Source organism: Lactobacillus sp. HBUAS51381 (genome assembly GCF_012641095.1).
Lineage (GTDB): Bacteria > Bacillota > Bacilli > Lactobacillales > Lactobacillaceae > Levilactobacillus.
In genome coordinates, this window is the sequence record NZ_JAAVSC010000060.1 from 1 (window position 1) to 6,805 (window position 6,805).

5 protein-coding genes are annotated in these 6,805 nt (G+C 52.2%); 3 read left to right on the forward strand and 2 right to left on the reverse strand.

Features of this window, described 5'->3' with window-relative positions; all coding sequences use genetic code 11:
* Positions 1-535 precede the first annotated feature (535 nt).
* Positions 536-1,771 carry an ArgE/DapE family deacylase gene (locus tag HEQ50_RS12290; RefSeq protein ID WP_168900790.1) on the reverse strand — a complete coding sequence of 412 codons (1,236 nt, stop codon included), beginning with the start codon at positions 1,769-1,771 and terminating at the stop codon, positions 536-538.
* Between the two features lie 164 nt (positions 1,772-1,935).
* Complete coding sequence (locus tag HEQ50_RS12295) at positions 1,936-2,355, reverse strand: Lrp/AsnC family transcriptional regulator (protein WP_168900791.1); 420 nt, start codon at positions 2,353-2,355, stop codon at positions 1,936-1,938.
* A gap of 217 nt (positions 2,356-2,572) precedes the next feature.
* On the opposite strand from HEQ50_RS12295, the gene HEQ50_RS12300 reads away from it, so the two are divergent.
* The 3 genes from HEQ50_RS12300 to HEQ50_RS12310 all read left to right on the forward strand — a co-directional run bounded on the left by HEQ50_RS12300 (position 2,573) and on the right by HEQ50_RS12310 (position 6,539).
* A complete protein-coding gene (locus HEQ50_RS12300) occupies positions 2,573-3,505 on the forward strand; it encodes an ABC transporter ATP-binding protein (RefSeq protein WP_168900792.1) in 933 nt (310 codons plus the stop codon).
* A 1-nt stretch (position 3,506) separates the two neighbouring features.
* Positions 3,507-5,027 (forward strand): ABC transporter permease/substrate-binding protein, encoded by a 1,521-nt coding sequence (locus tag HEQ50_RS12305; RefSeq protein ID WP_168900793.1) that lies wholly within the window; start codon positions 3,507-3,509, stop codon positions 5,025-5,027.
* Positions 5,028-5,414: 387 nt separating this feature from the next.
* Entirely contained in the window at positions 5,415-6,539 is a 1,125-nt protein-coding gene (locus tag HEQ50_RS12310) for a vitamin B12 independent methionine synthase (RefSeq protein WP_168900794.1), read from the forward strand.
* Positions 6,540-6,805: the final 266 nt, after the last annotated feature.

Here is a 6,805-nt window from a genome sequence, read left to right on the forward strand (position 1 = left end):
TCAGCCCGCGTCTCAAAGACGCCATTTACCAAGAAAAATCGCTTGGTAAATCCCACGGCTGAGACCAAATTTGACTCACTCACGGCTACATGAGATGTATCCAATTAAACCGGCAGAACGTTGCCATTTCAGCGATGTCACCGCACGCTTAGTAGTTTTCAATCATCGTAACCGGAGACAGCCAGAGATGAAAGTAGCCGTGACAGCGGTGTAAGCTGTGCAACAGCTTACAGCGCGGGACGTGTTTGGAGACTGATGGTTTTTATCAGGCTTCAAACCGAGCCGGAGGACCGTTCCTCAGGCCGCAGGCGGTCCCCACAGCGCCGGAATCTCTGGCAGCCGCAGGTGTTTGTTGATGACTAATTTAATGGCGATAAGTCTTACCAGCTAGGGACTGGAGCGTGTTCGTGAACTTTCAACCCTTAGTTAATAATAAGTGAGGGGTTCGTGATGGCTGAAAAGACGGTCGCGATTATCCCGTTTATTCAAGGGATAATCACGACCGTCGGTTAAAAGAACGGTACGCGCTTTAAAGCTAGTGCAAGAGTTCCGTAATCATTTGTTCGTAAATCGTGATGAAGCGATGGTACATGTCCAAGTCCACGTATTCGTTGACCTGGTGGGCCGTAATGTTTCCGGGGCCGAAGACGACGACGTCAATATTTGGATTGAACGCCAGGAAGGAAGAAGCGTCGGTGCCACCGGGAACCCCAATCAGAGGGAGCTTCTGATCCAGGTTAGCTTCACCCACGGCCTTGGCAATCTTGACCAATGGGGCGTCTTCCATGGTGTGCATCGGCCGTAAGTCACTCAGAACGTCCAGCGACAAATCGGCACCGGCCGCATTGAGGTCCGCGATGATTTCCTTAATGGCGATCAACATGTCGGCGTTTGGCAATTCGGGGATGGTCCGAATCTTGACGGATAGGTCCGCAGTGGCGGGCACCGTGTTAATCTGTTCGCCACCCCGAACCATAGTTACGACGGGCGTAACGGGTCCCAGTACCGGATTGCGATAATTCTTGACGGAGGCGAAATACTCCTCTTCCTTTTGGTAGAAAGCCATCAGGGGCGTAATCGCGTTTTTCCCAATTTCGGGCATCGAGCTGTGGGCAGCGACGCCGTTGGAGTGAACAGTGTAGGTCAAGGACCCCTTGTGTGCCAATTCAATGAAATGTTGTTCGTTCGTGTGGTTGGCGGCGGCCAGTTTCTCAGCACCCGCTTGGTCAATTTGTAGCATGTGCTGAATTTGTTGTTGCATCAACAATTGTTTAGCTGCCCCGCTGGGTTCCCCCACGATTAACGTTTGGAGATCATTGGCGTAACCGGCTTCTCCCAACTGCTTGGCACCGTATTGGCCGTATTCTTCACCGACCGTTGCCATCAGGCGCAGCGTCCCATGTAGAGGGACGTTCTGGTCTTTTAAATGAATTAAGGCCCAGACACCGGCCATTAACCCGGACTTCATATCCGAAGTTCCGCGGCCGATCATCAGGTTGTCCTTGATGGTTGCGGAGAGGGCATCAACTTTCCATTTGGACGCATCGCCTAACGCAACGACATCGGCATGACCGTCGAAGCCAACGACGGGGCCGTTGCCGTCACCAATTTCGGCAACCAGGCTGGCCCGTCCTGGCGCGTATTCAACCAATTTACTTTTAATATTGTGCTTAGCGAGTAACGCCGCAATGTAGTCAGTTACTTGCTTCTCAGCACCATTAACGGTATTCATCTTGACGATATCGCGCAGTGCTTGAACAACTTCATCCATGTTCTTCCACCTCATTTTAGAATAACCACCTGTATTATAAACTATCAGGGTAATAACTATCTTGATTACAGCACTTTTTGTGGAGGTGGTCAAGAAACTGGTGCGACGAAGTTTGGCAAGTGACACAACCAGATTGCCACCGTGTCCGCTTCCAATTTGCGCAATTAGATTAATTCGTCGATGACATCAATCACCTTATAAGTGGCGACCTCACCGAGAGCTAACAGGAAGTCATTCAGGTCGCCACGCGAGTGAAAAGCCCCTTCAATCAAGTAAGGCATGTCGCCGGAGACCCGGTAGTGGTGGCGAATGTCGTTGCGGTAGTCCTTGATCAATTGGCGGTAGACTGGGCGCTGTGTGGCGTCTTTGACGGCCGCTCGGATGAAAATTTGGCGATCGTAGCCGAGCTTCTCGGTGTCAACCTCGATGGTATAGCGTTTGATCACGCCCGTGTCCTCCAGTCGATTGATCCGTGCGGTGACGGCGGGGGCGGTCAGGTGAACGCGTTGGGCGAGATGGCTCACCTTGAGCCGACAATTATGGGTGAGGGCTTTGAGAATCTGGAGATCCGTTTGGTCGAGCAACGGCCAACACCTTCCTTTTTAAATATTTTACGGTAAAACACCTTATTTTTAATATTAACAGGTCTGTCAAAAAACGGTAAAGTAGAAGCTACTGCGGTGACGAATTGCTGAGGCGTTTTCCTAGGTAATCTGAGGAAGATTAGTATAATTAGGCACTGTAGGAAAAATGAGAAACTAACTGGATTAAACGACTTATAGATAGGCATGGAGGGTCAGCATGATACAGTTTAAAAACGTGAGCAAGCAGTATGAAGGCAATTTGGCGTTGGATCGACTGAACTTGACGATCCCTAGCCGCGACTTCTTCGTCCTCGTGGGACCTAGCGGGAGCGGCAAGACCACCACGTTGAAGATGCTCAACCGGCTGATCGAGCCAACCGATGGCAACATTTATTTTGACGACAAACGTATCATTGATTATGATCTCAAACAGTTGCGGCTACAAATGGGGTACGTGCTTCAAAATATTGCCCTGTTCCCCAATCTCAACATTCAAGAAAATATTGCGATTCAGGCGGAATCACTGGGGTGGCCGCGCAAGGACCGGATCGCTCGGGCCCGTCACCTGTTGACACAGGTTGATTTGGACCCCGACCAGTACGCGACCCGGATGCCCAGTGAGCTCTCCGGCGGGGAACAACAGCGGGTGGGGATCATCCGCGCACTGGCGATTAAGCCCAAGGTGGTGCTCATGGACGAACCGTTCAGCGCACTGGACCCCATTTCGCGTAAGCAACTTCAAGACCTGGTATTGCGGCTACACCGGGAACTTAAGATGACCTTCGTCTTCGTCACGCACGACATGCACGAAGCGCTTCGCTTGGGCCAACACATTGCCGTGATGCGCTTGGGACATATTCAACAGATTGGGACGGGCGATGAGATCATGCAGCACCCGGCCAACGATTTCGTGCGTGGCTTTTTCCAAAATGAGCACGCACCACAACCGGCGACGATCCAGCAGTTGCTGAATGAAGGCTATGGGCAAGAAACGACGGGCCCGGCCACGTTAACCGCCACAGCCCCCGTGAGCGAGCTGGCCGCGGCCTTACAACACGCTAAGATGGCAGTGGTGGCCACGAGTCAGGGCAACCGTTCCCTGGAAACGGCGGATCTACTGGACTACTTAGCCACAAAGGAGGCGGACTAGCTTGCAAGCCATTTGGCATATCTTAACGACGCAGGGCGACGACATTGTCCGCGCCATTGGGCAACATATTGGATTATCGCTAATTTCACTGTTGATTGCGGCGGTGATTGCGATTCCGTTAGCCATTATTTTAATGAATCATCAACGTTCCGCGAAAGTGATGCTCCAGATTACCAGCGTGCTCCAGACGATTCCGAGCCTGGCATTATTGGGGATTCTGATTCCCATCGTGGGGATTGGAACGATTCCGTCCATCATCGCGCTGGTCATTTACGCGGTGATGCCGATCTTCCAAAATACGTATTCCGGCCTGACCACGATCGACCCCAACCTCGAAGAAGCGGCAACGGCCTTTGGGCTATCGCGGCGGATGAAATTATTTCGGATTGAATTGCCGCTGGCCATGCCGATGATTATTTCCGGGATTCGGATCGCCACGGTCATGATTATCGGGACCGCCACGCTGGCCGCCTTGATTGGTGCCGGTGGGCTGGGGACCTACATTCTGTTGGGGATTGAAACCAACAACAATGCGCTCTTGATTATTGGGGCGGTCCTGTCCGCCATCCTGGCGTTAGTCTTTGGAGCCGGCATCGACTGGCTCGGCAAGCTATCCTTCAAGAAGGCCGGGATTGTACTGGCCACGTTGGTCGTGCTGATTGGCGGCTTTGCGGGGTACCGTAAGCTAGCCCATCCGCAAACCACGCTGACCGTTGCGGGGAAATTGGGCAGTGAACCCGAGATCCTGATCAATATGTATAAGGATCTTATTCAACACGATCATCCGAACATTAAGGTGACGACCAAAGCCAATTTTGGCGCCACGTCCTTCCTGTTTAAGGCCTTGCAATCGGGGTCAATTGATATCTATCCCGAATTCACCGGAACAGTCCTCGAATCACTGGTCACCGGCGAGAAGTCGGCCAGTCACGATCCGGCCAAGACCTATCAGGTGGCGAAGGACGCGCTGAAGTCGCAGCATCGGATGGCCTATTTGAAGCCGATGAAGTATCAAAATGGCTATGACTTAGCCGTGACCCAGCAGTTTGCCAAGAAGTACCATCTTAAAAACGTGTCGGACTTGGTCGCGGTCGAGGATAAGGTGCACGCCGGGTTCGACCCCGACTTTCATCAGCTGAAGGACGGTTATCCCGGACTGAGCAAGGCGTACGGCCTGAAGTTTGCCAGTGTGAAGACCATGGAGCCGTCCATCCGCTATAAGGCGATTGCTAATGGCAAGGTGAACTTGGTCGACGGCTATACCACGGACCCCGAGGTTCAGGAGTATCACTTGGTGGTCTTGAAGGATGACAAGCAATTCTTCCCACCATACCAAGGCGCACCGCTGATGACGGAGAAATTATTGGCCCAGCATCCCGAGTTACGGCCGACCTTAAACAAGTTAGCCGGTAAGGTGACGACCACTGACATGCAGAAGATGAATTACCGTGTGTCGGTCAAGCATGAAAAAGCGGCCGTAGTGGCGCGGGAATATTTGAAGAGCCACGGGTTGTTGGATTAGGCCGGTTATTTTTGAAAATGACCTTGACAGGCTGTTTTAGGAAGACTACACTATCATTAATTTCTAATCGATTTGTCATAAAAGGCTAGGAGAAGAGTAGTGGCGTCGGCGTTGTTCAGTGAGCCCGGTAAGTGAGAACGGGTCAGCGGCTAACCATGAAGATGAGCTCCCAATAGCTATCAGGCGGTTCACGCTGCTTGATCGGTAGGAACCGTTAACTTTCCGGGTATCAACAGGTACCGTTGAGACAAGGTCTGTGAGGATCTTGTAAACTAGGGTGGTAAAACGACGCGTTCGTCCCTTGAACTAAGCAATTGGTTCAGGGGACGGGCGCGTTTTTTTGGTCCCTGCCATGACGAATCACTAAAATCTAGGAGGAATTTACAAATGACAACAACGACTTTGAAAGCTTACCCTTACCGTTACGATGTTGTGGGCAGTCTCCTGCGTCCCGCTGATTTAAAGGCCGCCCGGGCGAAATTTGCCGCCGGGGATATTACCGCGGATGAATTGAAGGCTGTGCAACGGACTGAAACGAAGCGCGTGGTTCAAGAACAGATCGACTTGGGATTGAAGGCCGTGACCGATGGGGAATTCAACCGGAGCTGGTGGCACTTGGACTTCCTGTGGGGCTTAAATGGGGTCGGCCACTATGACTATAAGCAAAGTTATAAGTTCCACGGCAGCAAGACCCGGACTGATAACGCCGACTTGGTGGGCAAGATTGCCTTTAATCCGGACCATCCCTTCTTCGAAAGCTTCCAGTATCTCCAAAGCTTGGTACCGGATGGCGTGGTTGTGAAGCAGACAATCCCATCACCAACCATGTTGTTCCGAGACAACCGGAGTGACAACTGGCATCAGTTCTATGACAGCTGGGATGCGTACCTCGATGATTTGGCCAAGGCGTATCATGAAACGATCGTCCATTTCTATGATTTAGGCTGCCGGTATTTACAGTTGGACGATACCACCTGGGCCTTCCTCATCAGCAAGCTGAACGAGACGGCCGATGATCAAGCCGCCCATCAAAAATATGTGGGTCTCGCCGAAGATGCGGTTCATGTGATCAATCAGTTGCTAGAAGACTTACCGGAAGATTTGACGGTCACCACCCACATTTGCCGGGGTAACTTCAAGTCGACCTACCTCTTCTCGGGCGGTTATGATGATGTTGCGGACTACCTTGGCCAATTGCACTACGATGGCTTGTTCCTGGAATACGATAGCGACCGCGCGGGGTCCTTTGCGCCACTGAAGAAGATTTGGAACGGCGATACCGGGAAGCGGCTGGTCTTGGGGCTGGTGACGTCTAAGTTCCCTGAATTGGAAGATGAAGCGGCAGTCAAGGCCCGGATTGCCGACGCCGCCAAACAGGTTCCCCTAGCCAACCTAGCGTTATCCACGCAATGTGGGTTTGCCTCTACAGAGGAAGGTAACCAGCTCACCGAGGATCAGCAGTGGGCCAAGCTCAAACTGGTGAAGCGCATCGCCGACAGCGTCTGGGGGTAAAGCGTATCATCTGGGTGGGACATATTGTGTGTGCTTGTCCGCCTTATCGTTCGCCAAATTTGGTCTGGATCGCTGGCAACTGGTTGGAACCTAACCTTATGTATGGAAGTCAGTCATTAAATAAGACGGTTCATCGGTAGTTTTGGCCGATGAACCGTCTTTTGGTGGTGCGCCCGGCATGGGCGCTAACTAGGCGGTGAAAATCCGCTGTGGGCCGTAGTAGTCGGAACCACGAGCCGAAGGCAAAGGTGTCCATCGCGAGGTGG